Annotated in this window: 26 protein-coding genes and 3 pseudogenes; 7 read left to right on the forward strand and 22 right to left on the reverse strand. The window is 61.0% G+C overall.

Annotated features, from left to right (window positions below; all coding sequences use genetic code 11):
- Positions 1–28: 28 nt before the first annotated feature.
- Positions 29–1,300: a beta-ketoacyl-ACP synthase II gene (gene fabF / locus KM031_RS20030; protein ID WP_215507141.1), complete on the reverse strand. Its 1,272-nt coding sequence runs from the start codon at positions 1,298–1,300 to the stop codon at positions 29–31.
- Positions 1,301–1,583: 283 nt separating this feature from the next.
- Here fabF and KM031_RS20035 point away from each other — a divergent pair.
- Both KM031_RS20035 and KM031_RS20040 read left to right on the forward strand, forming a co-directional pair.
- Positions 1,584–1,856: pseudogene (locus KM031_RS20035) on the forward strand (DDE-type integrase/transposase/recombinase); the annotation flags it as partial.
- A 25-nt stretch (positions 1,857–1,881) separates the two neighbouring features.
- Positions 1,882–2,103, forward strand: a pseudogene (locus KM031_RS20040) (IS5/IS1182 family transposase); the annotation flags it as partial.
- Positions 2,104–2,336: 233 nt separating this feature from the next.
- On the opposite strand, the gene KM031_RS20045 reads toward KM031_RS20040, so the two are convergent.
- The gene (locus KM031_RS20045) at positions 2,337–2,582 is read right to left on the reverse strand and encodes a helix-turn-helix domain-containing protein (protein ID WP_215507143.1); all 246 of its coding nucleotides are present in this window, start codon (positions 2,580–2,582) and stop codon (positions 2,337–2,339) included.
- Positions 2,583–2,687: 105 nt separating this feature from the next.
- Between KM031_RS20045 and KM031_RS20050 the strand changes: the two genes are divergently transcribed.
- Positions 2,688–3,101, forward strand: coding sequence for a hypothetical protein (locus tag KM031_RS20050; RefSeq protein ID WP_215507145.1), 414 nt, complete (start codon positions 2,688–2,690; stop codon positions 3,099–3,101).
- A gap of 129 nt (positions 3,102–3,230) precedes the next feature.
- Here KM031_RS20050 and KM031_RS20055 read toward each other — a convergent pair whose 3' ends face one another.
- The 15 genes from KM031_RS20055 to KM031_RS20125 form a co-directional block, all read right to left on the reverse strand.
- Complete coding sequence (locus KM031_RS20055) at positions 3,231–5,201, reverse strand: type IV secretory system conjugative DNA transfer family protein (protein WP_215507147.1); 1,971 nt, start codon at positions 5,199–5,201, stop codon at positions 3,231–3,233.
- A 2-nt stretch (positions 5,202–5,203) separates the two neighbouring features.
- A complete protein-coding gene (locus KM031_RS20060; RefSeq protein ID WP_215507149.1) occupies positions 5,204–7,387 on the reverse strand; it encodes a hypothetical protein in 2,184 nt (727 codons plus the stop codon).
- Positions 7,388–7,461: 74 nt separating this feature from the next.
- Positions 7,462–8,448: an ATPase, T2SS/T4P/T4SS family gene (locus KM031_RS20065; RefSeq protein WP_215507151.1), complete on the reverse strand. Its 987-nt coding sequence runs from the start codon at positions 8,446–8,448 to the stop codon at positions 7,462–7,464.
- A complete protein-coding gene (locus tag KM031_RS20070) occupies positions 8,448–9,728 on the reverse strand; it encodes a TraB/TrbI/VirB10 family type IV secretion system protein (RefSeq protein WP_260692220.1) in 1,281 nt (426 codons plus the stop codon). Before KM031_RS20070 ends, KM031_RS20065 begins: the two co-directional genes overlap by 1 nt.
- Positions 9,729–9,763: 35 nt before the next feature.
- The gene (locus KM031_RS20075; protein ID WP_215507155.1) at positions 9,764–10,480 is read right to left on the reverse strand and encodes a TrbG/VirB9 family P-type conjugative transfer protein; all 717 of its coding nucleotides are present in this window, start codon (positions 10,478–10,480) and stop codon (positions 9,764–9,766) included.
- A 1-nt stretch (position 10,481) separates the two neighbouring features.
- Positions 10,482–11,162, reverse strand: a complete 681-nt coding sequence (locus KM031_RS20080) for a VirB8 family type IV secretion system protein (RefSeq protein WP_215507157.1) — start codon at positions 11,160–11,162, stop codon at positions 10,482–10,484.
- 60 nt (positions 11,163–11,222) lie between these two features.
- Positions 11,223–12,221: a TrbL/VirB6 family protein gene (locus KM031_RS20085; RefSeq protein WP_215507159.1), complete on the reverse strand. Its 999-nt coding sequence runs from the start codon at positions 12,219–12,221 to the stop codon at positions 11,223–11,225.
- Positions 12,221–12,703 carry a hypothetical protein gene (locus KM031_RS20090; protein WP_215507161.1) on the reverse strand — a complete coding sequence of 161 codons (483 nt, stop codon included), beginning with the start codon at positions 12,701–12,703 and terminating at the stop codon, positions 12,221–12,223. Before KM031_RS20090 ends, KM031_RS20085 begins: the two co-directional genes overlap by 1 nt.
- Positions 12,704–12,705: 2 nt before the next feature.
- Positions 12,706–13,503, reverse strand: coding sequence for a type IV secretion system protein (locus tag KM031_RS20095; RefSeq protein ID WP_215507163.1), 798 nt, complete (start codon positions 13,501–13,503; stop codon positions 12,706–12,708).
- Entirely contained in the window at positions 13,500–14,642 is a 1,143-nt protein-coding gene (locus KM031_RS22630) for a lytic transglycosylase domain-containing protein (protein WP_215507165.1), read from the reverse strand. Before KM031_RS22630 ends, KM031_RS20095 begins: the two co-directional genes overlap by 4 nt.
- Positions 14,643–14,833: 191 nt before the next feature.
- Positions 14,834–17,176, reverse strand: a complete 2,343-nt coding sequence (locus KM031_RS20105) for a VirB4 family type IV secretion/conjugal transfer ATPase (RefSeq protein ID WP_215507167.1) — start codon at positions 17,174–17,176, stop codon at positions 14,834–14,836.
- Positions 17,166–17,432, reverse strand: coding sequence for a VirB3 family type IV secretion system protein (locus KM031_RS20110; RefSeq protein ID WP_215507169.1), 267 nt, complete (start codon positions 17,430–17,432; stop codon positions 17,166–17,168). The genes KM031_RS20105 and KM031_RS20110 overlap by 11 nt, the downstream gene beginning before the upstream one ends.
- Before the next feature lie 15 nt (positions 17,433–17,447).
- Positions 17,448–17,747 (reverse strand): TrbC/VirB2 family protein, encoded by a 300-nt coding sequence (locus tag KM031_RS20115; protein ID WP_215507171.1) that lies wholly within the window; start codon positions 17,745–17,747, stop codon positions 17,448–17,450.
- 22 nt (positions 17,748–17,769) lie between these two features.
- Entirely contained in the window at positions 17,770–18,393 is a 624-nt protein-coding gene (locus KM031_RS20120; protein WP_260692221.1) for a lytic transglycosylase domain-containing protein, read from the reverse strand.
- Complete coding sequence (locus KM031_RS20125) at positions 18,377–18,715, reverse strand: hypothetical protein (RefSeq protein ID WP_215507173.1); 339 nt, start codon at positions 18,713–18,715, stop codon at positions 18,377–18,379. Before KM031_RS20125 ends, KM031_RS20120 begins: the two co-directional genes overlap by 17 nt.
- 188 nt (positions 18,716–18,903) lie before the next feature.
- Between KM031_RS20125 and KM031_RS20130 the strand changes: the two genes are divergently transcribed.
- From KM031_RS20130 to KM031_RS22715, 4 genes and pseudogenes are all read left to right on the forward strand, one after another.
- Positions 18,904–19,314, forward strand: coding sequence for a hypothetical protein (locus KM031_RS20130; RefSeq protein ID WP_215507214.1), 411 nt, complete (start codon positions 18,904–18,906; stop codon positions 19,312–19,314).
- A complete protein-coding gene (locus KM031_RS20135) occupies positions 19,311–19,988 on the forward strand; it encodes a hypothetical protein (protein ID WP_215507175.1) in 678 nt (225 codons plus the stop codon). Before KM031_RS20130 ends, KM031_RS20135 begins: the two co-directional genes overlap by 4 nt.
- A gap of 212 nt (positions 19,989–20,200) precedes the next feature.
- The gene (locus KM031_RS20140) at positions 20,201–21,043 is read left to right on the forward strand and encodes a hypothetical protein (RefSeq protein ID WP_215507177.1); all 843 of its coding nucleotides are present in this window, start codon (positions 20,201–20,203) and stop codon (positions 21,041–21,043) included.
- A gap of 53 nt (positions 21,044–21,096) precedes the next feature.
- Positions 21,097–21,429 (forward strand): annotated as a pseudogene (locus KM031_RS22715) (SDR family oxidoreductase); the annotation flags it as partial.
- A 39-nt stretch (positions 21,430–21,468) separates the two neighbouring features.
- Here KM031_RS22715 and KM031_RS20145 read toward each other — a convergent pair.
- The 5 genes from KM031_RS20145 to KM031_RS20165 all read right to left on the reverse strand — a co-directional run bounded on the left by KM031_RS20145 (position 21,469) and on the right by KM031_RS20165 (position 25,581).
- A protein-coding gene (locus KM031_RS20145; protein WP_260692222.1) for an IS5 family transposase occupies positions 21,469–22,238 on the reverse strand; the annotation gives its coding sequence in 2 pieces (ribosomal slippage) (positions 21,469–21,902 and positions 21,902–22,238; 771 coding nt in all).
- A 421-nt stretch (positions 22,239–22,659) separates the two neighbouring features.
- The gene (iolG, locus tag KM031_RS20150; protein WP_215507179.1) at positions 22,660–23,664 is read right to left on the reverse strand and encodes an inositol 2-dehydrogenase; all 1,005 of its coding nucleotides are present in this window, start codon (positions 23,662–23,664) and stop codon (positions 22,660–22,662) included.
- Between the two features lie 16 nt (positions 23,665–23,680).
- Positions 23,681–24,490, reverse strand: a complete 810-nt coding sequence (locus KM031_RS20155) for a 3-methyl-2-oxobutanoate hydroxymethyltransferase (RefSeq protein WP_215507181.1) — start codon at positions 24,488–24,490, stop codon at positions 23,681–23,683.
- Positions 24,491–24,494: 4 nt separating this feature from the next.
- A complete protein-coding gene (locus KM031_RS20160; protein ID WP_215507183.1) occupies positions 24,495–25,268 on the reverse strand; it encodes a TIM barrel protein in 774 nt (257 codons plus the stop codon).
- A gap of 1 nt (position 25,269) precedes the next feature.
- Complete coding sequence (locus KM031_RS20165; RefSeq protein WP_091296948.1) at positions 25,270–25,581, reverse strand: MocE family 2Fe-2S type ferredoxin; 312 nt, start codon at positions 25,579–25,581, stop codon at positions 25,270–25,272.
- Positions 25,582–25,662: the final 81 nt, after the last annotated feature.

Below are 25,662 nucleotides of genomic sequence, written 5' to 3' on the forward strand. Positions count from 1 at the left end.
GAGGCAGGGTAAGAAAGGGCGGCGCGGATCACATTCCGGTCCAGCGGCGCAGCACAAGGCTCGCATTGACGCCGCCAAAGCCGAAGCCGTTTGACAGGGCATAGTCGGTCTGAAGGCTGCGGGCTTCAAGGCCGACCAGATCCAGCCCCTCGGCTGCCGGGTCCGGTTCAGTCAGATTGCGCGTCGGCGGCGCGATCTGGTCGCGCAGCGCCAGCGCGGTAAAGATCGCCTCCAACCCACCTGCTGCCCCCAGAAGATGACCGGTGGCCGATTTTGTGGCACTGATCGCCGGGCCGGGCAGGCGTGTAAACAGAGAGCGGATTGCCGCCAGTTCGCCCAGATCACCAACCGGGGTCGAGGTGGCATGCGCGTTCAAGTGGCCCACCGCATCTGGCGAGACCCCAGCCTGAGCAAGCGCAATCTCCATAGCGCGCCGTGCCCCATCGCCATCCTCGGGGCCAGCGGTGATGTGCCAAGCGTCCGACGTGGTGCCGTAGCCCACGATCTCGGCAATTGGCTGCGCACCACGGGCCAGCGCATGGTCCAGTGCCTCGATCACCAGAATCCCCGCGCCTTCGCCCATGACGAACCCGTCCCGCCCCTGATCAAACGGGCGCGAGGCCAGAGCGGGCGTCTCATTCCAGCCAGTTGACAGCGCGCGGGCCGCCGCGAAGCCGCCAAGTGCGGTGCGGTCGATGCAAGCCTCGGCACCCCCGCACAAAGCTACATCAATCTCACCGGCGCGGATCATGCGGGCGGCATCTCCAATGGCCTGCACCCCCGCCGCGCAGGCAGTAACCGGCGCGCCAAGCGGGCCTTTGAAGCCGTGCCGGATCGAGACCTGCCCTGCAGCAAGGTTGGCCAGAAACGACGGCACCGTGAAGGGCGACAGGCGGCGCGGGCCGCGCTCGGCCACGGTCGTCACCGCATCGACGATGGCGTGAAAGCCGCCGATCCCGGTTGCGATGATCGTGGCAGTGCGGCGCCGCTGTTCTTCGGTTGTCGGAAGCCAGCCCGCCTGCGCCATAGCTTCATCAGCCGCAGCCATGGCAAACAGGATGAAGCGGTCCATCCGCCGCTGATCCTTGGGCAATACGGCCCGGTCAGGATCAAAGCCGCCTTCGGGGTCTTCGGCGATTCCCGGAACAGGTGCCGCAACCTTGCAACCCAGGTCAGCGCTGACCGCGTCAGGCAGATGCCTCAAGCCGGATCCACCCACCAAGAGGCGTTTCCAGTTCATCTCAGTGCCAACGCCCAGCGGGCTGACGGCACCCATACCGCTCACTACGATTCTGCGCATGGCATAGCCTCCGTTCCACATTAGAGTTCATACGAAATCTAATGTGGAACGGCAAGCCCATGATCTTCTTCCCAGGCCTTCGAGGTTCCCGCGGGGACGCGGCTCCGAAGATGCTGTGGTCAGGACGGTTGCCGACACCGATCAAGCATACCAACAAGTTGGGTACATCGGAATTGCATTGAACCAGCATCATGTTGGCGGCCACCGCGCCGACCACGGACCAAAACATGCGCCCGGGGGGCATTTCAAACGCAGGCACGCCTGCAGGGGGTGGTAGAGAAAGCCGAAGGAAGATGGCCAGCGCTCGATCATCGCCGAAAATATCCTCGATCGCGACTTCGAGGCGGCCCGGTCGAACCAGAAATCGCTGGCCGACTTCACCTACATCTGGACGGCAGAAGGCTGGCTCTAGGTCGCGGTTGTGCTGGACCTCTTTTCCCGGCTTGCCGTTGGCTGGTCCATGAAGGCTGAGCGGGATGCCTCGCTGGTCATGGACGCACTGATGATGGCGGTCTTGCGGCGCGGGAAAGCCGATGCTCTGCTTCATCATTCGGACAGTCCACGAAACTGGCAGCAGCTCATACCTGGAAACGCTCGATGACACAGCCTTTGGCGTAGAGAGCCCGGTAGAGCCGAAGTTCACATCGCATTCCGATCCGGCCTCGCAATGGATCGAGGCTCGCGGAGGTCCGGCCTACTTTGCCGACTTCACCACCTACTTGATCGACACCGACAAGGGCGTGATCCTAGACGCGGAAGCCACCCGATCACACGCTCAAGCCGTTCGAAAAGCCACTTGCACCAAGGGGGTCATCCATACATGCACAAATTGACCTTCATTCTTTCGGTTAAACGGCGCTCCTGCGTTTCGATAGGTTCTGATTTCTTCGTTCTAGCAGACGTCAGATTGTAGCTTCCGTCACTTTCCGAATCCGGGGGAGGTGGTCACTTGAGTTTTGCCTGCTATGTACGGCAATTCTCTTCCCGGGAGGAGCATGGTGGCGAGACATAACCCTCATAGAGCGCGCAGAGAAGTTTATGCTTCGCTTTTTGGGTTCTCTTCCTTCAACAGCGCCCAAGCATTGACGTTCAGTCCTTGAGCGATGCGATGGAGGTTGTCGAGAGAGATGTTTTGCTCACCCCGTTCGACGGCACTGAGATAGGTGCGGTTCAGGCCCGCTTCATGTGCCAGAAACTCCTGTGACCAGCCTTTCTCGGCGCGCAACAGTCGCATGTTGCGGGCGAGGACATCGCGCAGCGGGCTTCGGGGCGTGGATTTCATGCGGGATGCTATTGTGCATCACCGCTTTTAACTCTACCTGTTTTAAGAGACATTCGTGGACCGCACGATGGTTGCCGCAGCAGTGTTCGAGTTGAGGGTATCAAGGTGACAGTTTCAAAGCTTTCAAAAGACAGGATTGTTCAGAAGAGACTTGCCGCGTTTCTTGTGATGTTCACGGCACCGCAATCCGTCGTTCCGACCACCACATCCCGGAGTCGATGTGATCGGTCTTCGACCGCCAAGACCCTGGATATTGTCCTTGAGATCCTGCTCGACGCGGGTCTGGGACTGGAAGCCGCCCGTCCCTTATCACAGGACTCCTACAACTGGTTGCTTCCGCGCGTTCTGCGCGCGCCGAAGAATGGATCAAGGTTCGAAATCACCATCGGGCTGCGTGGAGGATATGATTGCAGGGGGGTGATCGGGGCAACCGTTGTTCGAAGCGAAGCGATGACTTTTGAAGCCCTGACCATGATGCTGCGGAGCCTCGCCGCGCTTGAAGTGGTTGAGCAGGTGTAGACAGCTGATCGGGCAGTGCGTCCGGAGGGCCTGCCGCTATCCTCGGTGAGCTTCGATCTGGGGGTTCTGGGAGCGCTTGCCTGAGTGCCTCTGCCCGTCAAAGGGACCCGAGTTTCCCCAGCAGGGAACTCATGCTCCCATTTCCTGCACTTTCTTGGTGAACCTGTGCATGCGCGCCACAGCAATAATCTGGTCTGGTCGGAACGCTGCAAGACTTGCTCCCGATCCTGTCGAATCTGGTGGGCTGGAAGGTTCGCTGGGCTGGCCATTCTGCTCGAAGAGTGGCTTTTCCACAGCCATGAGTTCCGCCGCCAGTTTCGGTTTGGACAGGGCCGCAGCAGATCCTGGTTTTTCGGCTCGCACAAAATCCACCGCCACCTTTTGCCCGGCCTGCCGCTCCAGCTCTTCCACTCTTGCTGCCAATGCTCGCAGCGTCGCTCCGTCCTTCGACGGGTAGGGCAGGGGCCCTGCCTGCGCCGCAAATAGCGACTTGAAGGTCGGGTCCTGGAAATAGACGATCCGATGGACCAGCAGCGGGTTCTGCCGTTCCGGGATGAGAATTGCCTGATCCGGGTTCAGCCGCCGCACCTCGTCGGGGGTCAAGAGCGGTCGCTCTTCCATCCGACGGCTGACCGACCGCCGCTGCATGAAATCCCGATCCCGCGACACGCTGTCGGAAACCGAAAGCTTGGTGGTCTTGCCCAATGCATCCGAAATCTCCCCCGCGGTCTTCTTGTCGTTGGCGGCGAGGTAGAGCTTCATGCCGGCGGCGGACTCGAGCGACAGGCGGACATTCTCGCCGTAGATATTGTCGAGACCGGGGATCGACTGGGTGATGATCGACACCCGCGCGCCATGACCCGCGAGCTGCTTCAGGGCCTGTTCAACAATGGGCATCGGACCAAGTTGGTCGAATTCGTCGAGCATGACCATGACGGGCCAGGGTTCAGATTTCGGGTCGGGGAGGGTGGAACGCATGGTGGCGATGAGTTCACCAAAGAACAGTCGGACCAAGGGCGACAGCGTGCGGATGTCATCGGCGTTGACGACGACATAGATCGACATTGGCCGCTTGCGCAGATCCGCGAAGGAGAAATCATTGCCAGAGGTCGCGCGATCCACGGCCGGGTTGTTCCAAAGCGTCATGCCGGCGCCACCAAGAACGGAAGCGTGGGATGACAAGGTCCGGTCAGAATATCCCGCAAACTTTCGGAAGGTCTGGGCAGCGTTGGGGTGTTTCACCTCCTCGGCATGCTCGCCGTAAACCTCTTGGGTGGCACCACGACCAAAGAGGATGCGGCTGATCTCGCCGATGGTAGGCTTGCCCCGCTCAATCGCCAGAAGACCTGCGGCAACGAAGAGTTCGCGCCCCTCGGTCAGGAAGTCGCCAGCGGTGCCTTTGTCCGAAACCGTCAGGAAATAGTCAGAGATCTTGGCCAGTTCGGTGTAGCGTTGTTCGAGATTTTCAATGCGGGCGACGCGCTCGAGCGGGTTGTAGCGATGGGTCGGATGTTCAAAATCGAAGGGTGAGAAGCGATAGACCGCGTCGCCTTCGGCCTGTCGGCGCCTGGAAGTTGCCTCGAAAATCTCGCCCTTCACATCGAGGACGACAATGCTGCCATTGAAGAGCAGCGTGTTTGGGATGACATAGCCCACGCCTTTACCAGCCCGGGTGGGTGCCACAACGAGGCAATGCGGGAACTTCTGGAACGTGGCGCTGACGTAAGGTGCGCTCTTTGACGGTGCCCCGAGCTTGCCGAAGACCATGCCTGCTCCCAAAGGCTGCAGGAGGCCATTTGCTTTCATCTCCGCCTTCGCCTGGAACTTGGCTTGGCCGTATTCTGTCAGCTGTTGGCGAAAGGTCAGAGCGACCGCGGCAATCGTGAAGAGCACGGTCGACGCACCAACGATCTGCCAAGGCAAGACCCAGGGCACGGAGGTCAGTCGTGCAAAACCGGGGAACTCGGCGATCAGGACAAAGATGCCGGTCGCATTGGGATCGCGCCCGAGGATGAGGTTGAGAACTAGACCCCCGACAATGAGTCCAACCAGCAGGCCGGACGTGAGACCAAGGGGAAGGAGATATGCAATGCGTTGCATGATCAAAACTCCCGGTCCTGATTGCGATCATGAGCATGCGCCCGCGCGTGTTCCGGCGGTCGCGACGCCGCTTGCGCCACCATTCGGCGTTCCGCTGCCTCCGCTTCATGGGCACTGAGACCAAGCGAGGGGTGTTCCTTTGCCGCCGACACGACTGCCACCGCCATCGCCGCCCGTGCGGCCGGGTCCGGCACGTCCTTGGCCAGTGCCTCGGTACGGCCTGCGGCGATATCCTTCAGAACGGAAGCCCCATAACGCTCCTTCATTTCTTCCGCGAAGTCCCGCGCCTGGTTTTCATTGCGGAAGGCAACGGATCCCTGGCTGGCATGGACGCGTGCTAGCGATCCCAATGCCTCCACCAGAGGGTCAGGGCCGCGGGCCACTTCGATGCTGCGGGCGGACTGGATCAGTTCGGCGGCGCGTTCATAGAAGCGATCCACTCGTTCGGCCGCAGATCTGCGGCCCTGGGCGTTGCCGAGATCAAAGCCGTGGCGCTTGGCGACGTCGGTAATATCGGACTTCACCCAAGATTCCTCTTCGCGGGCGTTGGCGGCCCCGGTCTCCAGACGCTTCTGGAGTTTTTCACTGTTGATGCCTGACAAGCGGGCGTTGAGGCTCAGATCGGCCGCGAGGCTATTCGCGCTGCCGTTTTGGAATGCGGTCTCATCGCCATCAACCACGAGCGCGCTCGCACCGATGGATGTGCTGTAAAGCGTCGAACGGGGCGGGGCTTCGATTTCCACCTGCTGCCGATCCAGCCCAAAGGCTGCCGCAGCTTCCTTGGCAATGCCCTGCATTTCGAATCGCAGGTCGTCCTGTCGGTCCGACGGCAATCGGTCGATCTGCGCGGTTGATTGCGCCACCCAGGCCGAGATTGCCCGCTCCGGGTCGGAAGCAAAATCGCTGCGCTGCTGTTCCTCTTCGACATAGGCCGCCATCACCGGGCTTTGCGCCAGATGCTTGGCTAAAGCTTCACTGAGTGGCCCCTCATCAGGAAACTTCGCCAGAACCTCAGCACCGCCATCCCGGGCATAGGAGGTGACAGCCAAAAGCTCATCGGGCAGAAAGCCGCTGGAGCCTTCGCCGTCGACAAAGCGGCCGGTGCCAAGCGTGGCGTCAGCATTGGGGATATACTCTGCCACCACCTTCCGAAATTCCGGATCGGCAACAAGCCGCTCTGCCAGATCGCGGGTGTTTTCAGTGTCGCGACCAAGGCTCAGGACGAGCTGCGCGTCATCGCCCGCATAGATAGCGGCCTCTGCGCGGGCGAACTCGGGCTGTGGCCGATGCTCAAGGACAAGCCCTTCCGGCCCGCGGTCGGGTTCTTCCACCAAGTCGCGGTCCATCTCGGCCGCGCGCTTTACGGCCAGCTCAAGACCTTCCTCGCCACCCTCATAGAAATCATAAGCATGGCGCAGCGCCTCGCGGGAATTCGGGAGGGTGCGCTCCGAGAACGTGACCTCATTCTCACCCCCCGGAAGAATTGCTTCATAGCCCGTATGAACACCCTGATCGGTTGCAACCGCCACGGGTCGCAATTCAACATTTGCATCGGTTGTGACCCAGTCGCCGGTGGCGATGATGGGCGGCTTTTCAGCAGGGGCATCCTGATGCGCTGCGACCTCACGATCCGCCACTTCCTCCCGGGCTTGCACCGCCGCGCGCAATTCTGTGTCCGGCGTGGCTGCGTCACTGTGGTCCGCCCAAAGCGCTGCGGCCTTTTCAGGTGCGCGGCGGGCGAAGGCCTCGAGATCATCCCTCAGCCCTGTATCCAGCCGCTCGGTCACGGCAGGACCATCCTTGCCCCATTCAACCTTGCTCAACCGTTCTGTCAGCGAGGCTTCCATCGCATTGAGGAACCCGGCGCGAAACTCCGCATCCGGCGCATGCGAGTTCGGCAGTGATTTGAAATACCGCGTCTCGCCGCTCTCATAGGTGCCGTGAATTTCCGTCCGGGCCATGGTGCGCGCGATGTTGCCGTCGATATGCGCCACCGAGGGCCGTTCTGCCGGATTGGCGCGGAAGAACGCTTCGCCCGCTTCACGCGGGTCTTCAAATTCCTGCGCCGCCCCTGAAATCGTCAAGCGAACGGAGAAGTATTCCTTGGGTCGGTCGGTTGCAGAGCGCTCCGCATCGCTGCGCTGTGTTTCAGGACGCGCCACACCTTCATTGATGTCGTTTTCCATGGGGTACCTGCGGGGCAAAGAGCCGGAAAGAGGGAAGAGAAGGGGGGCGCGCGCTGTCGGGTACCGCGCCGACGTCAGTCGTCGAGACCGGGGAAATACATCTCCATGATCCCGCGCTGGTCACCGATGCGGCCCATCTGGAGGATCACGTCGATCGAGGTTTGCAGATATCGGATGACCTCGCCGAAACTGAGCCCGGTGCCCTGGGCCATCACCAGAAGCGCAAGGCGGTCCATCGCCTTGCGGGCGGAATGGGCATGCAGCGTGGTGAAGGAACCAGAATGCCCGGTGTTGATCGCATCCAGAAACGTCGCGGCCTCAGCCCCGCGCAATTCGCCCAGGATGATCCGGTCAGGTCGCAGGCGCAGCGTGGCCTGCAAAAGTTTGTCGGCAGAGCGGTGCGAGCCCTCGTCACGCTGCGCGATCAGGCTCACGGTATTGGGCTGACCGGGCAGAAGTTCGAGGGAATCCTCAATGGTGACGATCCGCTCATCGGCGGCGACCATTTCCAGGAGCTTGCGGCCAAGCTCGGTCTTGCCCGTCGAAGTGCCGCCCGAAACGATGACGTTGAGCCGTTCAGACACCAGCTTGCCGAGGAAGGCCTCAACATCCGCTCCTTCCGACCCGGCGCGGATCTCGGCCACCATCGCGCGGCGTTCCTCTTCCAGGGAGTTTTCTTGGCCGCGCAGAAAACTGAAGGATTTGGCCAACCGCCTCACATCCCCCTGCCGGGACCGAAACACCCGGATACCGATCACCGTGCCGCCAGAGACCGCAGGGCTGCCGACCACCTGACACCGCAGCATCAGATCGCGATACCGCACCGCCGCCGAAACCAGAGGAGCAGTTTCCGTGAAGGTGTTTGACGTCGAGTTGGCGATCTGGGAGGCCAAATCACGCACCGCCCTTGCGGGTAGGGCGGCAAGACCGCTTGGGGTCATGTGAATCTGCCCCGCGCGTTCCAACCAGATCGATCCATCGGCGTTGATTGCCAGTTCCATGACGGCGGGGTCCGACAGGGCGGCATCGAGTTGCCCGAGATAGGTGTCGAGATAGCTCATCAGTAAAACGCCAGATCCGCATCGACGCGGATCATCACAACCGCACCCTGATTGACGCTGATCGTCGGTGGGATGCTGAGATAGTCGGCCATCACTGTATTGACTGCCTCGCCAAGATCGGTGCCGACGTTTTCGGCGGCGTCGGAAGCCACCTCGTCATCCGAATAGCGCGCCGAGGCGATCGCGGGCACGGCACCGATTACGGAAATCAGCGCGGCAGTGCCAAACCGTTGGAGGAAGTGGTTCCGCACCGTGCCGGGCAGGCCAGACCGTCCGATCCTGTCGGTACCGTAGGCAGCAAGGGTGACAGATTGCCCATCTGTGGTCACCAGCCGGTCCCAGGCGATCAGCACACGCCGCTGACCTGAACCAACCTCGGAATCGTAACGCCCGAACAGCCGCGATCCGCGCGGGACCAGCACGCGGGACATGTCGAACGACCAGACATCATGGCTGACAAGGGCCGAGACATGCCCGGCAAGATCGGTGTTGATCGCAGTCTCAAGAGCTGCTTCGATCAATGTGCCCTGCATCACCGTATGGGCCGGATCGGCGATGACCTCCGCCTGACGGACCTCGGCAATCTTGGCTCCCGACCGACGAAACGCGTCGTCAACAGTCGTGGCCTGCCCGGGCGCCCCCGGGGCAGGGGCCGCGGTACCAGCCTCACCGCCCATATCCATGCTGGAGCGCAAGGCCACCATGTCGGAATTGATTTGCGCCGCGCTCAGCATCTCCGCCTCTTGCCTGCGCCGCGCCAGGTCTTCTGCCCGGGCGCGTGACGCTTCGGCCTCAGAGTCCCCCTCAATCAGCGATTTGGTCTCGAGTTCAGTCTGCAGCCGGATGTTTTCGCGCTCCAGATCGGAAAGGGCTGCCGCGCGGGCCTTTGCATCGGCATCAAGGGCGGCGACCTGCGCCCTCAGATCTGCCAGCGCTGCTTCATCAGTGACGGTCACGGGATTTTCCTTCAGATCGGCGATCTGGGCATTCAGCGCCTCGATCTTGGCCTGTAGCCGCTCCGCGTCTGAGGTGTCTGGCGCAGTCGGAATAATCTGCGGCTTTGGCCGTGCGACACTGAATCCATCGGTTCCGGTGTCATTGCCTTGGAAATCGCTGACCGACGCCGTCTCGATCGCAGGTGCCGGGGCAGGCGCATCTGGTGCGGCAAGGACGAGCCAGGCCCCGACGCCGATACCGGCGACGGCTGTCACGGCGGAGAGCGCGTATGGGTTTATGCCTCGGCGGCGCTTTGGGGCCTCTGAAGGTTTCATGCGCTCCATGCGGGCAGAGAGTTTTTCGGCCTGGGTCTCGTCGTTCATTCGTTGACCCCCGCATTGGCCGTGACGCAGACGTATTCCTCGCCAAAGCGTAGCACCCAGCGTTCGGACCTGGTGCTGGCCGTGATCGTGGTGCCGCGGACAGCAACATTGACTGAGTATTCTTGCCCCTTGGCATCCGCCCGGAAGATCGTCGGCATTGGCGCGCCCGGTGAGATGACGAATGTGGTCTTACGCCCGTCATCTGAAATCGAGACCGGCACAAAGCCGGGCAGGGCGCGGCCCTTCTTCATGATCTTGTATGTCATGGGCAATGAGGCAGGGATCTCGCTGCCGGTTGTGGCGGCACGTGTGCTGCCCGGTACGGTGAACTTCACCGAATAGTTCGGCGTACCGCGCCCGCCTTCCGTGACTTGCAGAAAGTAGATGTTGCGGTGTGTCTCGACCGTCAGGTTGGTCGTGGCCCCGGCGACAACGGGTTTGATGATGAACAGATTTGCCCGCTCCAGCTTGTCGATCTTGAAGCTTTCGAGATCGCCGATGGCGATGGACTGGATCTTTTCTCCCGCGCCAAGTTCGACGAGGGTGACGTTTCTGAGCCGGGTGTTGATCCGATAGACTTGGCCTTCCTGATAGGTGGCATAGGTCACGCGGGTATCATGGCTGCCAGGTTTGGGCGCGGTCTCGGAAAAAGCGGGCAGGGCGGTGAGGCTGGCAAGAAGACCCGCCAAATGAAACGTGGAACGGGGGATCATGTCAGCCCTCCTTCGGGGTCAGGGTTTCTGCAGTGATGCGGTAGTCCGTCACAAGAAAGCCGGTCGGGTTCTGCCAGACGAGGTCGAGCGCGGTCTGCTTGGAGGGCTCGAAGCGATAGGTGACCGTGGCGGTGAACTTGCCAATCCGATCCGGCACCCCCTCGCCATCGGAAACCCAGGTCTTGGTGAAACGCACCTGGGCGGTTGTGTCGGTCACCGGGGTGATCGACAGGACATCAATGACCACCTTGGAATTCTGTCCATAGAGCTTTGGAGGGTAGTTGGCGTTGCCTTCGGACCAAAGGCTGACAAGCCCTTGGCGGGCGTTGCCCTCGGACCAGGTATAGGCGCGCAGGATGCGGCTCTCATTGTCGTGCTGATCATAAGTTTCGCGGTCGGTGACATAGGCGAAAAGCAGGCTTTGCCGGATGGCCTCAGCCTGTTCGATCCCGGCCTTTTCCACTGCGACCACGCGTTCGGCGACACCTGTGTCCTTGTCGACGATGGCGAGAAAGGCCTCGGTCTGTTTCAGGGGGAGGAGGACCAAGACGGCAATCATACCCATGAGCCCGATGGCAAGTCCGCCACCCGCCACGGCATAAGCGATGCGCTCGCGCTTCTTGACGCCATAGAACATCTCGGCTTCGAGAAAACTTCTCAATTCAGGGGGTGAGCCTGTCATCGTCTTGCTCCGAAAATGGGGACTGGCGTGGGGGCCGTTTGTGGGGGCGGCGCGTCGGTGTCAGGTGTCGCGGATGAATTGACCAAGGCGGGCCCTTGCCGCCTGGCCCCGCTCGGCATCCGACCGCGCCTGATCACGCAAATGGTGGTGTTCTGTCTTGCCGTGCAGGAAGCCCGAACGCACTTCGCTCATGCGCCTTGCCGAATAGTCGGAGGCCTTTTCCAGCGGCTTACCCGCAACCCGCAGTGCTTGCGGCGCGATGCTTGCGAGGCTGATCTGGCCGGTGATGTGCGTCACGGCATTCGGGATCGCCATCAAGGCGAAGATGCCGACGAAGACGATGACGAAGAAGCCGAGGATCGAGCCGAGGTCGGTGACGTCCTCGGTTTCCCGAAACACATCGTGCGCCACGGTGACGACCGCAACGATGACCCCAGCCGAGGCAACCGGATACATCAGATAACCGATCATCGCTGAGAGCCAAGCCTCGAATATGCCCTTGGTCTTCTCGAAGATCGTGGCGCCGATGGCGATCGGGGCAACGCCGAGAAGAAAGGCGATCATCAGCTTCGAGAAACCGACGATGAAGACATAGACGGCCATCAAGACGCCGAGCACCACGTAGAGAACGGCGGCCACAAAGCCGCGCATGATCGAGGACATCGCGGAAGACACAGAGTCGACATTCCCGGCCATCATATTGGCCATGTCATCCATAGCCGCTGTCGCAGAAGCGCCGACGCCACCGCCACCCAAACGGAAGTACTCGAGCGCAAGGGCGCTGAGCCCGTTGCTGGCGGCCTCATATATCTGGGTGAAATTCGACCAGGTCAGGCCGAACATCAGGACCATGACGATCCGGAAAGAAAGCTGAACCGCGTCGCGCATCGAGATCCGATAGACATTCAAGGCCGCGTTGATCCCGACCATGACGAGCAGAAGGGCAAGCAGGGTCGTGTAGATCGGGCCGACAGCACCGGCTGTCGCCTCGAAATACTGCCGTCCTGCGGAGGTGATCGCCGCATCCAGCGTCGTCAGAATGGTCGAGACGCTGTCCATCAGAAGCTGCCGCCACACATCGTTTCGGCGACCGCGATCAGCTTCTTGGCTTCTTCGGAAACCGCTTCTGTTTGTTGCCAGCCAAGACGCTCGACATCATGCCGCTCGCGCAACGCTGCCGCGATCTTCTCGACACTTTCCCAACTTGCCACTTTGCCAGAACAGTTGCAGTCCCTTGTGGAAATGACATTTCGGGCGCGCACAAAGCTGTAGATGTCGCGCAGGGCCCGCGACTCGGGGCCAGACCGCGCCAACGCGTACCCCGCAGGCCAAGAGGTTTCACAGTTCCGGAATTCTTCATTCACCGCGCCCGGGATCGGCTGGACGTTTTCAGGTACTTCGACTTTCGGCAGAACGTCGAGATAGGCATCCTCCTGGGGGCTGGCCGCTGGGGCAGGGGTTTCGGCCCAAGCTCCTGTTGAGATGATTGCGATCAGCCCGACGGCACCGCCCATCATTTGTGCTTTGAAAACTTTGGCCATGATCATTCTCCCCCAAGGACCTTGATGAACTTCTGCTCTTCTGCGGCGGTGGCGGCGTCCATGACGCCCGCTTCGCCCATGCCCATCAGCTGGGCGGATTCCATGTTCCAGATATTGGCCAGCGCAATCGACAGTTCCGCTGTCATGCGGGTGTTGAGGTCGATCGCCTCTTTCAGCCCTTCCGTGTCCGGGATCTCCTGGACGAGTTCGTGGACCCGCTCGAGGCTTTCCGTGGCCTTGACGGAAGAGGATTCAGCCGCAGCCGAAAGGAAGGCTGCCGTATTGGCCTGAGCGCCGATCCGTGCCGCCCCTGCATCATCGCTCTTGGCCAAAGTATCGACTGTGGCCCTGTCTAAGCCAGCAGAGACGAAGAACTCGGAAACATACTGCGTGGCAGGCTTGCCGCCGACCTTGCCGGAGCTGGTCATCAGGGAATAGTTGCCGCCCTTGGCTGCGATGAGCCCGCCTGTCAGATCAAAAATATCGGGCAGGATATCATCGAAGAAGGTGTCAGGATCTGGAATGCCCAAGGCTTCCAAGGTGAGCCCGTTGCGCAAAGCATCAAGCTGCGCCTTGAGCGTCGTAATCTGTTCGATTTGCTTCAGGATCTGCTCGTCGAGCTTCAGGTTCGAGGCAATTAGCTCCTTCACCTGCAGCTTGGCCTCGGCCAGCACCTCTCCAATCTTGGCGATGCTGGTGAGATCAACTGTCGGTACGCCCTGGGCATGAGCGGTGACCGGCATTGCAAAGGCGGCAGTGACAAGAACGGAGCCCAGGCCCCGGATGGCTATGGCGATCATTTGGAACCTGCGCTTACTTTGAGGAATGTTGAATCAACGGCATAGGCCTGCAACCAGAGTGCATATCGCGCCTGGTCGACCTTCGTGCGGGCTGACTTTACCCGTCCGACCATCAGCGCAATACGCACTGCTTCCGCCCGGGCATAGCTGTTGAGGTCAAAGGCTTCCTTGGCCGATTTGGTCGTGGGGATGCGTTCGATGATGGAGCGCAACCGCTTCAGCGCCGCTTCGATCTCAACAGAGGCGGCCATGCCATAGTGCAGGCCCGCGTCGGCAATGTTACTGGCCTCGGCGATCGCCAAGTCGCGCGGATCAAAGGTGCCAACCTGATCGACGCCGGTGATCTTGTGTGCATAGGCGTTGAAGAACCCGGTGATGCGGACAACGTAATCCTGAGTTTCCTTGAACGGTGGGATACCGCCATATTTCGAGACGTTGCCGGGACCGGCATTATAGGCGGCGAGGGCCAGCGGCACGGAGCCGAATTTGTTCAACTGCGCCAGAAAATATCGCGCGCCGCCGTCAAGCTGCAGCATCGGGTCATCATAATACGCCGGATAAATGCCGAGATCCCTGGCCGTGCCCGGCATGACCTGCGTGAGGCCAAAGGCCCCGACCGGGCTGCGCGCGCCGATGGAAAACCCGGACTCTTGTTTCACGAGGCTCTGGAACCAGATACGGAATTCGACCGGGTTCAACCCGGCGCGGGCAAGGCCCGGATGCGTGGCATATTTTCGGGCGGTTGCGACAATCATTTCCTCGATGCTGGTCTTGGCATCGCCAAAGAGCCGGGCGGCATAAGGGCTGTTGTCCTCGACCTTGTAGAGTGCCGCGGTCTCTGCACCGGGCAGGATTTCCAGATCGGTGATCCACCGGGTCGGCCCAGTCATCATGGCCAGCGTGGCGTCCAAGGCGTCAAGCTGGTTTTGATGCAACTCGGCGCTGCGGCTCTTCTTGTCGGCTTCAAGCTCGCGCGCGCCCGTCAGTGTGGTCATCTGCGCGATCTCCAGAGCATGCTGGATGACCGACTTGCCATCCGCAATGGGCACGCCTCGCGCCATCGCCATGAGCGGCAGCGCCGCAGTTGCCAGAGCAAGGACTCTGGCCGAGCGTTGGAATTTAGTGGCAGGGAATGACATCAAGGCTCGACGTGTCTACCCGCGGACCTGAAACTACGTCGGGTCTTGCGCTCTTGGTGGAACTGGTCACAGTAGGCCCCGCCTTCGCCCAGCAGTTGGTCTTGGTGATCGGCACGCCGGCACAGCCAGCAAGCGTGAAAAAGCCGAATCCGATAATGATATTTATGTAATATATTGATTTCATTCAACAATCACTCCCTCCAGAATTTGGGTCGCGCGGCGTAGTCAGTGCCAAAGGTACTGAGGCCAGCCTGACCACCACCGAGCGCAGTCAGCAGCGACCCCAAGGGTTTGAGATCGACATTCAAGACTGTCGAGCTGCGCGGTGTGCGCGACAGCACCATGCGCTGACCCGGGATCGGGCTGAGGACAAAATCCAACTCGCCATCGGTCAGCCGGAACCCGTCATAGTCGGCGCTCGACGCTTCGCCATTCGGGAACAGAAGCTGGTTGGGGAGCGCTTCCAGTATCGAGCGGGTTTTGGAACCCCGGATCTGGCTTGGAAACTGCGTCATCATCACCACGACCACGTTCTTCTTGCGCGCCGTCACCAGCCATTCGGAGAGTTTCCTGGCGAAGTACTCGTCGTCGAGCACCTTCCAGGCCTCATCAATGAGGATGAGCGTCGGGCGCTTTTCCTCGATCAGCATCTCGATGCGGCGGAAGAGATAGCCGAGGATCGCGGTGCGTTCGGTGCCGAGATCGAGGATTTCGGTGAGATCGACCGCTGTCACATCATGGCTGGTGAAATCCACCACCGGCTCCTCGGCCTCACCAAACACCCAGCCGTAGCGACCCTCGGGGCCCCATTCGCTGATCCGCTGCGCCAGATCGAGTCCGTCGCCCACATCACCGAACAGTTCCTGAAACGCGCGGAAGTTCCGCAGCCCTTCCCGGGCTTTGCCGTTCTGGGAAATCGCCGACTTCAGTGCTTCTGACTGCAGCGGCGTCATCGGCCCGCTACGGGATTCAAGCAGCGCCACGAGCCAATCCAGAAACCATGCCTCACCGCGTTCACCGGATTCCGTGGCAAGCGGATTCAGGCCCGTCGGTCGTCCGGCACGGATTTCGGCATAGCGGCCGCCAAGGGCGCGGACCGCCATCTTGAGGCCCGCTTCCTTATCAAAGATGATCGTGCGGCCCCCTGCCCTTTGCGCTTGGGCCGCGAGGAAGGCGACGGTGGTGGTTTTGCCGCCGCCTGATTTGCCCAAAACGAGAGTGTGACCGTTGGTTGGTTCTGCCAGCGGATCACCAGGTTCATGGAAGCTGAACCGGTGCAGGCTGCCCTGCAGCGTCTGAAACAGCGTCAGCGGCGTTTGCCATGGCAGGCGGGCAGCTTCCGTTCCAGTATCGGCGGCATGTAGCGCCGCCATATCGGAGAAGTTCAACGACGAGACGGTCATGTCCCGCGCCCGATAATCCATGTTGCCAGGGTGCATGGCGAAGAACGCAGCCTCGAGGGCCGTGACTTCGCGGACCAGCCGCATGCCATTTTGATGTGCAATGCCGCGAATGCGGGCGACTTCGGTATCGAGCGCAGCCTGATCCCCGGCAAAGACGGTGATGGTCATCTGGTGCAGACCAAAGCCCAACTCGCCGCTTTCGGACTTGTCCGCTGCCTCGAAGAGCTGGGCCTCGATCGTAGCGGCAATGTCCTCGGAGGCCCGCATTTGGGCCACGCGTCGTTTGACCCGTTCGGTAATGCTGCCGCGCTCGATCGGTGTGTAGCTGTGAGTGATGATGGTGTCGCGGGAAGCTCCGAGCGCATCCAGCATGCCGGGCCAGGTCGAGGTGGCATAGGACTTCACGTAGAGGACGGCTCCAACACGAGCTGTGTCCGCCCCCTCCTCCACCGTGAACTGACCTTTGCCGAAGCGGATGGCGGCATCGCTCGCATCCTCGGCGATGATGCCAAACGCGCTGCGGCGTTTGTTGCGCAACTCGCCAGTCAAGAGCGACGCATAAAAGCCAGTCAGGCTGCCATCGCTGATCTTGAGCCGGTGAGATTTGACGCCAAGGCCTGTCTCGAGGATCGAGACCACCTCGCGCAATTCTTCCAAGCGCCGGTCGGTATCCTCGCCCCAGACCTTTGCAGCCGCCTTGCCAAAGAGCGGCACCGCCAGCGGGGCAACCTGCCGCCGGACGACCGTCAGGATCAGCACAGAGTCCTGAAGATTGCGGCGCTGCAGCTCGGCACTCCAGGCTCGGTCGATATCGGCGGCGAAGCTTTGGCCGTGGATCGATTTTAGTTGGGCTTGGACCGGGCGCATCATCCGGTGCAGATAGAAGCTGAAACGCTCATCGAGCGTGTCGAGGAGATGCGCGAACCCTGCCCGCAGGGCTGTGATCGCTGAAGTTCCCGCTGTGATTCCGTCGATGCCGGTCACTTCGAGCGAAATCATCAACCCGTTGTCGCGTGTCCGGACCACCTCATCATCAAGCTCGATGACGTAAGGCAGGTGCGCATAGATCTTCGGGTCAGCCGGGATCAGCGCCCGCGCCCTGCCCTTCAACCCATCCCGTTCAAGAAACATGGCGCCGCCCTTTCCGAAGAATGGCCATCGGCGTCGCCCGCATCAGGACCGCAAAGACATGATGCCCGTTAGGGTTCACCTTCGTGGCGATACGAGCCAGCCCGTACCAGATCGGGGCCGTCAGGAACCACCAGACCGCTTTGAAGAGGATGAAAGGCAGCACGGTCATCGCTCCCACTGCCATGGCATAGGGCATCGGCAGGCCGAGGAACCTGGCTTGCCGCGAAAGCCCGAGGATGACCGCGCTTTTCTCCATGGATCTGACCTCGCCTCAGCTGAACGACGAACGCAGGTTGGCGACGATGGCGGGGCCCGCGAAGACGAGAAAGGCGCCGACAACAACCAGTGCAACCCAGGCCCAGGAGATCCGGTTGAAGGCCGCCAGGAACCCGGTCACCACGAAGGCAATTCCAAAAAATGCTGTCGCCAGTGTGCCCCGGAACGAGGCCAGGACGCCGGTTGCAACTTTCTCAGCCTTGGTAAAGACCACTTGCGCCAAAGCAGGCTCGGATTGCGCCAGAAAAAGGGTGCAAAGGGTCAGGCCCAGAAGAGCCAGGTTTGGATTGCGCATGATGGGAGGTGTCCTTTTTTTGTCAGAGATCGGTGAGGATGCGGTCATAGGCCGCCATCACCTTTACGATGTGGGACTGGGTCTCGGCGTAGGGTGGCACGCCGTCATATTTGCGAACTGCATCAGGCCCGGCGTTGTAGGCGGCAAGGGCCAGTTCCAGGCTACCAAAGGCTGCCATTTGTTCGAGAAGATAGCGCGCGCCGCCGTCGAGATTTTCGATTGGGTCCGCTGGATCGACGCCAAGATAGGTGGCGGTTCCCGGCATCAACTGGGCGAGACCCAGGGCACCCGCATGGCTGACAGCCCCGTGGATGTAATTGCTTTCGACCTTGATCATCGCCTGGAAGAAGGCGGTCCACTCTGTGGGCGAAATCTCCAGCCGCGCCAGGGCCGGATGGTCCTGATAGCGGGTGGCGATGAGCCGGATCGACGGCAGCACATCCCTTGGGGCTGCAACTCCTTTGGTGCTGTGGGAGACGTCAGCTGCTGCTTCTGCACCCTCCCCTTCTCGGGTCTCTTCTTCAACAGGTTCAGGACGCACCGGGACAATCAGCTGTCCCTGACCGTCATAGCGCAGAACAGATGTATCAAGTGCGGCGAACTGAACGTCACCGCCCTGCCCTTCCGGCTCATTCCAGCGGATCACTTCCGCCTGAGAGGCTCCGCATGCCAGTGCAGACAGCGCCAGCGACAGCAGGCACGTCGAGATGGTCGAGGTTGAGTTTGCCAAAGGCGAGACCGAACATACCGATTGGCGAATTGACGATCCGTTCCCGCGCAAGCGCGGTGACCAGCAGGAAGCGCTCCCCCGCAGGGCTGACAACGTAAAACAGCCATTCCCCCGAGAACCGCTCGTCGGGGTTGGGCGCACTGACACACTCGATCTCAACAGTCGCTCCTGGGATTGCGGCCAGCTTGCGGAAATCGCGTTCCAGCAAGACAGGCAATGCACGCCGTTTGGTAGTCATGGGGTCCCCTCGGATCATCTGTTGGGAACGTTGTATCGCAGATTTATTTGTGAAGCGATGCCTAACAGAAAGTATGGTGCGTTCAATGCAAAAATGACAAATACGATAAAAGAAGCCTGCACGAGCCGTCGGATGACTGAACGGGCGTTCGGCTCAGGCCAGCGGTCAGAGCCTTCCCAAATCGAAAAATGGAGCTGAAACGTGAGACCGCGAAGTTGAGAAAAGCCCAAGAAATATTGAGAGATCGTCCGCCTCCAGACGCAGTTTCATTGTCCGGCAAGGCACGCCCATTGCGCAGGCGGGCCCGGCTTCTGCCCGCAATCTGCATGGCAGTCGCCCTTGGCTCCGAAGCCTTCGCACAACCAGAGGCGATTCGCTGTCTGGCACCAGAAGTGCCGATCGCCGATCTGCCGGATGCGGTTCTCGCCAAGTACCGCGCGGAAATTGTGGCCGAGTTCGAGGCATACTTCGCCGCCCTGAGTGATCACGTCGCCTGTCTCGACACTGAGCGCAGCCGCGCCTTGTCCGAAGCCCGCGTGGCCACCGAGGCCTATTCAGCCTTCCTCAACAATCACCCAGCCCAGAAGGACCTCCCGTGAAACCCCTCCTCCCTAGCCTGCTCCTTGGTCTTGGTCTCTCAATCACGACCATCACCCCGGCAGCGGCTTACCCCGTCGATTGCGCGATCCTCTTGTGTCTCGCCGGGGGCTGGCCCACTTCCGCCGAATGCGCCCGCGCCCGCACTGTCTTCATTCGTCGCATCACACCTTGGCCGATCGAACCGCCACTCCAGATCTGGAATTGCCCGATGCGGGCGAGTTTCCGGGGTGAGGATCGCCCGCGAGCTCGGCTTCTTGAGGTCGATTTCCAGGCAGCCCAAACGCCGCGCGTCTATTCACACCCGGAGGCTCCGACCGTACCACTTTTGGCCGACGCTAAAGCCAAGGTCGATATCACTGATCCCGCCTTCGACTTTCTGCGCACGATCCGGGTTTTCCACATTGATCAAGCCTACCAACGTTTGAGCGGTGGAGGCAGCGATATGTGCACCCAATCACAACGCGTTCGGGTGGGAATTTATGATGAACAGGGGAGGTTCCGTTGGCACCGCTCGCATGTGGAAGCGGTCCCCTCGGCATTTGAGGGCTTGCAAGGCTGGAAAGGGCTGCAGGCCTATGACCAGTCCGGTTGCCCAACCATCCATCTTCGTGGGGTCTTTGTAGAATGGCGGGACTATGAGGGCACCTATGGCCATGAGGTGGTGCACTACTGACCGAGTTGATCTCTAGCTTTAACCGGACCGGAAACCACCCCCCCCAAAAACAGAAACGACGTCAGACCATAGACCCAACGCCGCGCTGAATTCTCTCGTGACAAAGAGTTTTCTAGCGCTACTGAAGCAGCCAATCAACCGACAAGTCCACTTGTCGGGCCGATTTTTGCTTGCTGATCGGTCTGATGTCCTGATCCGAAGGACACTCCATCATGGACATGACGACTGGCGCCATTCTGCGCCGCATCACCCAGACGCCGCTTTCGGTTGCCGCCCACAAGTTGGCCACAGTCATCCTCGATGGCATCGCCTGGAAGGATGGATACAATGGCCTCGCCCGTGGCACCGCCGCCTTCACCCTTGCGCATTTGGCCGAGAAGATGGGCGTGTCACGACAGCATTTAACTGCCCTGCTCTCCGAACTGGCGCAGTCCGGTCTGCGCCTCACCCGCTGGAAGCCAAACGGCAAATTCGCACCTTGGCTGTTTCGCTTCAGCGGCCCCGAAGATGATCCAATCTCGCCAGACGCCGTGTCAGCCACAGGCGACACATCACTATCTATGGAGTCTAAAAACAAAACTATCTTCGCAGGGCGGATCGAAATCGATGCGCACGCCAATGTCTACGATACGACTTGGGCAGAACTGATCAGAGCCGCGAAAACCTCGCTCGCCTGTTGGAATGTCGATACCCAGGCGATCTGGGACCGCTTCGTGGTCTTCAACAAGGCGCGCGGAAACGCAGCCGTTCCAGCGGGGTTTCTGCTTGGCTTCATGCGGAAATGGCGGACTTCGGCAAGTGCGGGAACGAGGTCATTTGCAGACGCCATACCGCGGCCCGTCCTTGATCAGGCCGAGCAGGAATTGCATCGACTGATCGCTGCAGCGCCAAGTAAGAACAGGGAGTTTCATGCGTCAGATCTTCGTCGGCTGATCGGTCAGACAGCCTATGATGCCCGAGTCCTCGACGTGATCCGCCAGTTCGGATGTCCGAGATTTGCAGCAAACCTGGCTGTTCATGGGCAAGCAGTGATGGCCGGTGAGATTTCAAGGTGAGGCTGTTGTTCCAAGCCAGCCACTCCGGAACATAAGTAAAGGCAAAGACGGCCCTCCTTGGCCTGACTCGGACAGCAGCGTCGGAACTGGGTGAATTCGGCGTCCGCGTCAATGCGATCTGCCCTGGAACGCTTATCAGCGAGTTGACTGCCGGGTTCCCGCATTTTGCGGCGATGCTGCATGCAGCACCGGCTCGTCGACATGGCGACATCGACGAGATATCAAAGGCCGTACTTTTTCTCGCCTCGCGGGACTCGACCTTCATCAACGGCGTGGCCATTCCTGTTGACGGCGGGTTCACGGCAGCAGGGCCACTCCGATTGGTACACAGGCTGGTCCAATCGCCTAAAGCAATTGCCGCGCTTGATGCACAGACAACCGCCTGAAAATACTGGCGTTTGGTTAGGCTCCAGACTCATTGATCGTCATAGCCAGAACATGACGGTAGCGGCGAAAGCGACTGCGGAGAGGAATGTCTTTGCGCACCTGTCGTAGCGGGTTGCGACGCGGCGCCAGTCCTTCAGCCTACCGAACATGATCTCGATCCAGTTGCGGGGACTATAGCGGCGCTTGTCGTAGGGGACGGTCTTGGCGCGTGACTTCCGGCCCGGGATGCAGGGGCGTATCCCCTTGTCTTTCAAAGCATCCCGAAACCAGTCGGCATCATAGCCCCGGTCGGCAATCAGCCATTCAGCGGCCGGCAGGCTGCCCAGCAAGGCCGCGGCGCCGGTATAGTCGCTGACCTGGCCCGCGGTCATGAAGAAGCGCAGCGGGCGGCCCTTGGCGTCGGTGAATGCGTGGAGTTTAGTGTTCATGCCACCTTTGGTGCGGCCGATCAGACGCCCTCTCTGGTCGCCGGGCCCCCCTTTTTCGCCCGCAGGCTCGAAGCCGTGCGGTGCGCCTTCAGGTAGGTCGCGTCGATCATGACGACCTTCTCTTCGCCGCCTTCGGAGGCCAGTCCCTCCATCATCCGGGCGAACACCCCCATGTCGCCCCATCGCTTCCATCGGTTGTAGAGTGTCTTCGGCGGGCCATACTCCCGAGGCACATCGCACCACCGCAACCCATTGCGATTGACGAATATTATCCCGCTCAGAACACGCCGGTCATCGACACGCGGCTTGCCATGGCGCTTCGGAAAGAACGTCCGCAGCCGGTCCATCTGCTCGTCAGTAAGCCAAAAAAGGTTGCTCATCTTCACCCCCGTCAGTCCGGGAGCTTGAAACATGCAGGCCTGGCGACCTCAAGCAGATCAATGGGTCCTGACCCTTCTGTATCTGCGCTCTGCTATACTGGCCTCGTCACCGGCCCCGGCCAGGGTCAGTGACGGGGTGGTGCGCGACGTCTGACCCTTGTGGCCTGACCTCGCTTCTTAGCCTGTCGGCACCGCCTCTCTTCATCGTCTCGAACAGTTGATTGCGGCCTTGCAGGACCGCGCACCAGAAGGAAGAAAGCATGGACAACCTATCACATGGCCGCGTTATCGGCATAGATGTCAGCCGCGATTGGCTTGACGTTCATTGCCTCCCAGATGGGCATCGCGTCAGAGTGCCCAACGCCCCGGCGGGTCATGCTGCCGTAGCGGATCTTGCCAGAGACCGAGACGCCGTCGTCTGCTAGGTGCCCAGCACGTTCGCGAAAGCCACCGGCTTTCCGGATTGCAACGACTGTGCAGCGGCTTCTGCCATCGCAAGCGCCGCGATGCCGTCAGACAAGGTGACCGGCAGCGCGTCCCCTGCGCTGACTGCCGCAACAAAGGCGGCCCATTCAGCAGAGTAGGCCGGCATATAGCGTTCAAGGAAGAAATAGGTGGGTTTTGCCCCTGTGACTCCGGCGATGGTCGATTTGACGACTGTGTTTTCAAGCATGTTCTGCGCCTGCAGCAAGCCTTCGGACCCCAGCAGCTCAACCCGCTGGTCATAGCCATAGACCGCTCGACGACTGTTCTTGATGACCGCAATCCGACCATCGGCATAGGTCAGCGTGACCACCGCCGTATCCACGTCTCCCGCCGCCCCGATGGCCGGATCGACGATGGAGGATCCCACAGCTGAAACGGTGACGGGGGGCGCATCCATGATGAAATTGGCCATGTCGAAATCATGGATCATCATGTCGCGGAACAGACCGCCCGAGACCTTGATATAGGCCACGGGCGGGGGCGCCGGGTCGAACGAGGTGATCGACAGCAGCTCGGCCTTGCCGATCTCGCCCTTGTCCAGCGCGGCTTTCAGCGCGGCGAAGTTCGGATCAAAGCGGCGGTTGAAGCCGATCATCACGGGGCGGCCCGTAGAGGTGACGGCCTTCTGGCAGGCCTGTGCCCGCGCCAGCGACAGATCCACCGGCTTTTCGCACAGCACGGCTTTGCCCGCCGCCGTTGCCCGCTCGATCAGGTCGGAATGGGTGTCGGTCGAGGTGGCGATCAGCACGGCGTCGATCGACGCATCGGCCAGAATGGCCTCGGTGGCGCGGGCCTCGGCCCCGTATTGCGCGGCCAGTTTGGCGGCGGCGTCAGCGTTGATGTCCGACACCGCGACAAGACGACTGCCGGGATTGGTGGAAATGGCGGTGGCATGCACGCCCGCGATGCGGCCTGCGCCAAGAAGGGCTACGTTCAACATGTGATGACCTTGTCAGTTACAGGCCCAGATCGGCCTTGAAAGCGGCGAATTCAGCGTCAGCCATGGCGACGTTGTGCTGCGGTTCGGGATAGGCGCCTGCGTTCACGTCGGCGATGAACTCGCGGAAGGCGGCGATGCGTTCGCTTTGCAGCCGGGCGTATTCGGCGGCGAAGGTGCGGTAGGTTTTGGCATGACGCGGCTTGTGGCCATCGGTGCAGCCCAGCACGTCTTCGGCGAACAGATATTGCGCGTCGGCCCCCGGCCCCGCTCCCATGCCCAGCATGATCATCGGGGTGTTTTGCGAGATCAGCGCGCCCAGACGGTCGGGCACCACCTCCAGCTCTGCACCAAAGCAGCCGATGGCTTCCAGCTGTTTCACATGGTCCCAGACCGACCGTGCCTCGGCTGCGGTTTTGCCCACCGCGCGCCAGCCGGTCCAGGTGATGTAGCTGGGGATCAGGCCGACATGGGCGACCACGGGCATGTGGTTGTCGCACAGCGCCTTCTGGATATCCAGACTGGCGGCGCAGTAGAAGCAGTCGCCCCCCATCGCAGTGAACTTGAACGCCGCGCGGAGGTACTCTTCCGCTGTGGCCAGCCCGCCATAGGGGCCGAAGGGCAGACCGACCTGCACGAAACAGCGGCCTGCCGCCTCGCGCATTTCAGCGGTGAAGAAGCGGCTTTCAATCGACAGCATGTGGATGCCCGCCGCATCGGCCGCGGCGGCTTCCTCCAGCGTGGTGACATAGAGCATGCTGATTTTCTGCCCCCGCGCTTTCATGGCGCGCATGTCGTGCACCGTGGGGCGATTGGCTTTGTGGACCATGATATTACACCGTAAAAGCGTTGCGGAAGGCTTCGAGAGCAGCCTCTTCATCGCCGCTGGCAAAGCCTTCAAGGCTGACATGGCCGGAATAGCCCATGGCTTTCAAAGCCTTGGCAATAGCGTGATAGTTGATCTCGCCCGTGCCCGGCTCGTAGCGGCCCGGGTTGTCGGCCACCTGCACCTCACCGATCCATGGCAGGCATTTCTCGCACCAGCGGATCAGATCACCCTCGCCGATCTGGGTGTGGTAAAGGTCAAGGTTGATGCGAAGCTCGGGGCGGTTGACCGCGGACACCAGCGCCAGCACATCTGCCGTTGACCCGAAGGGGCAGCCCGGATGATCCAGCAGGTTTAGGTTTTCCAGCGTAAAGATCACACCCAGTTCCGCCCCAAGATCGCAGATGCGGTTCAGGGTATCGCGGGCCTTCAGCCACATTGCACCCGTAGCCACCTGTGTCTGCCAGATCGGGATACCGCCATCGCCCAGCCCCGTGCCGTGCAGGTTCAGCCGCTGCACCCCAAGCCGTTTGCCCACGGCAGCGGTTTCCCGGGCCGAGGCCAGCAGCAGGTCAGCGCCCGCATCATCGGCCAGGCGCCCCTCGAGATAGCCATTCATGATGGTGAAAGTGGCCCCCGTGGCTGCCAGCTTGGCCAAATCCCAGGCGGGCCAGTTCCACAGGCCAACACCAAAGCCCATCTCTTTCAGACGCGACGCGCGCCACTCGATCGGGCGGTCGCACCACAGCATTTCGGCGCAGGCGGCAAGGGGGAATGTCATGTCAGATCTCGATATACACAGCGCCGTCTTCGACTTTGACGGGGAAGGTTTTCAGGTTGATGCAGGCGGGAGCGCGCTTGGCCTCGCCGGTGCGGTAGCAGAAGGTGGCGCTGTGCTTGGGGCATTCGACCGTGCCCTCCATCACCAGCCCGTCGGCGAGATGCACCTTTTCGTGGCTGCAAATGCCGTCCATGGCGAAGAACTCGTCTTCTTCGCTGCGGATGATGATGAAGGTCTGCGCGCCGTGATCAAAGCGCATCAGATCGTCAAGGTCGATGTCGGTGGTGGCGCAGGCGCGTATCCAGTTGGGCATGATCAGATCCATCGGTTTTTGGGTGCCCCGGCCCGGTAGAGGATCGGGCCGGGGCGATGATCGGTGTCCGGGGGAAACTGG

Origin of the sequence: Gemmobacter fulvus (assembly GCF_018798885.1) — a bacterium.
GTDB lineage: Bacteria > Pseudomonadota > Alphaproteobacteria > Rhodobacterales > Rhodobacteraceae > Gemmobacter > Gemmobacter fulvus.